Source organism: Rhodococcus sp. (in: high G+C Gram-positive bacteria), from assembly GCF_049286785.1.
Lineage (GTDB): Bacteria > Actinomycetota > Actinomycetes > Mycobacteriales > Mycobacteriaceae > Rhodococcus_F.
The window spans coordinates 1-1,966 of sequence record NZ_JBAQEO010000769.1; the positions used below are offsets into that span (position 1 = coordinate 1).

3 protein-coding genes are annotated in these 1,966 nt (G+C 69.4%); all 3 read left to right on the forward strand.

Annotated features, from left to right (window positions below; translation table 11 throughout):
* Positions 1-882: Mu transposase domain-containing protein (locus WAW17_RS27765; protein ID WP_422336076.1), on the forward strand; the 882-nt coding region annotated here is incomplete at its 5' end.
* Complete coding sequence (gene istB, locus WAW17_RS27770) at positions 879-1,664, forward strand: IS21-like element helper ATPase IstB (protein WP_422336077.1); 786 nt, start codon at positions 879-881, stop codon at positions 1,662-1,664. The genes WAW17_RS27765 and istB, both read left to right, overlap by 4 nt.
* Before the next feature lie 29 nt (positions 1,665-1,693).
* Positions 1,694-1,966, forward strand: a 273-nt coding sequence (locus WAW17_RS27775) for a hypothetical protein (protein WP_422336078.1), incomplete at its 3' end; no start/stop codon positions are given.

Consider the following 1,966-nt stretch of genomic DNA (forward strand, 5'->3'; position numbering starts at 1 on the left):
GTCCACACCTGCGTGCCGGCCGATCCTGCATCGAAGGGTGGCACCGAGGCATCGGTGAAGATCAGCAAGGCCGACCTGGTCCCCAAGGACACCAACCTGCTCGATGAGTACGCGACGTTCGCCGACCTCGAGGCAGCTTGTGAGGCGTTCTGCGAGAAGGTCAACACCCGACCCCACCGGCTCACGAAACGGCCACCGGTCGAGATGCTCGCCGAGGAACGGGCCCGCCTGCACCCTGTCGCGATGACGCCGCACACCGTCGCGTTCGGCACCACCCGGCAGGTGCCGGCGAACACGCCGATGGTGACGTTCGAGTCCGGCCAGTACTCGGTCCCGCACCAGCTGCTCGGCGCCACGGTGTGGGTGCGGACCCACGGTGTCGGCGCCGAGGAGCAGGTGATCCTGGTCCACGTCGGCGAGGACGGGCCACTTGAGGTCGCCCGACACGCACGCGCAACACCCGGCACGCCGAGGATCGATGAGGACCACTTCCCGCCCCAGCCCGAGGGACCGTTGGACCGTCGACCACGTGCGAAGAACGCCGCAGAAGCGGAGTTCCTCGACCTGGGCGAAGGCGCCCGGCTGTGGCTGGTCGAGGCCGCCGCGGCAGGCACCAGTCGGATGCGGGTGAAGATGGCCGAAGCGCTCGCCCTGGCCAAGCTGTTCGACCCCGTCGAGGTCGACTGGGCACTCGGTCACGCCGCGGTCCACGGCCGGTTCGCCGAGGCCGACCTGTCCTCGATCCTGGACCACCACGCCCGAGCACCCAAGGCGGGTGAGCATCGGGCCAGCGAGGACTCCTCGCTGACCCAGGGCACCAGCGCCTGGGCACGACTCGGCCAACAGGTCGGTCAGGGTGACGAGGACGAGGTGACCCGATGACCACGAGAACGGCATCGGCGTCCGCGCCACCGCTGCCGCCTGACCTGGAGGAGCTGCTGCGCCGGTTGCGGCTGCCCCACATCCGCCGCCACGCCCCCGAAGTCGTCGCGACCGCGAAGGCCCAACGCTGGGAACCGACCGAGGTCCTCAAGGCGCTGTTCGCCGAGGAGGTCGCCGGCCGGGAACGCTCAGCACTCGCCACCCGCAGGGCGGCTGCCGGGTTCCCGACCGGGAAGACGTTCGACGCATGGCAGCCCGAGATCTCCTCGATCCCGGCACCCACCCAGCAGGCACTACGCACCCTGGAGTGGGTCCACCGCCGGGAGAACCTCGTGGTGTGCGGCCCGTCGGGGACCGGGAAGACGTTCCTGCTGGAAGCCCTCGGACAACAAGCCGTCGAGGAAGGGTGGAAGGTCGCCTGGTTCACCCTGGAAGACCTCGGCGTCCTGCTACGCCGCCACCGTGCCGACGACACGGTGTCGAAGGCCATCGCCCGCGTGCTGCGAGCGGACTTGGTGGTCGTTGATGACATCGGACTGCTGCCGGTCGCCGCGGACGCCGCCGAGGGGCTCTACCGGCTCGTCGACGCCGCCTACGAGAAACGGTCGGTCGCGATCAGCTCGAACCTGCACCCCTCCGGCTTCGACGAGCTCATGCCCAAGACCCTGGCCACCGCCACCGTCGACCGACTCCTGCACCACGCCCACGTCTGCCAGACCAGCGGCGACAGCGTCCGGCTCACCCAAGCACTCGCCGGCCAGGGGGTGAGCCCGTTGAGCTGAGCACCCCGGTCGGTGGTGGCCCAGCCCCCATGGGCAGATCCCATGGCCACCACCGGGCAGATCTCGTGGCCGTCAGCGGGCAGGTTTCATGTCCGCCACTGGGCAGTTCCTACTGTCCCTTGACAACGTCGTACGCCGATGCGGACTCCGAGGTCGCCCAGATCCTGGGCGCGACGCGCAGGCTCGAGTTCCGGATGGTCCTGCCCGGTACGTACACGCTGTCCTATCGCCACTATCCGGGATATGCCCTCGTCCTGGGGATCCTGACCTTTCCGCTCGGACTGCTCCTGCTGCTCCTGGTG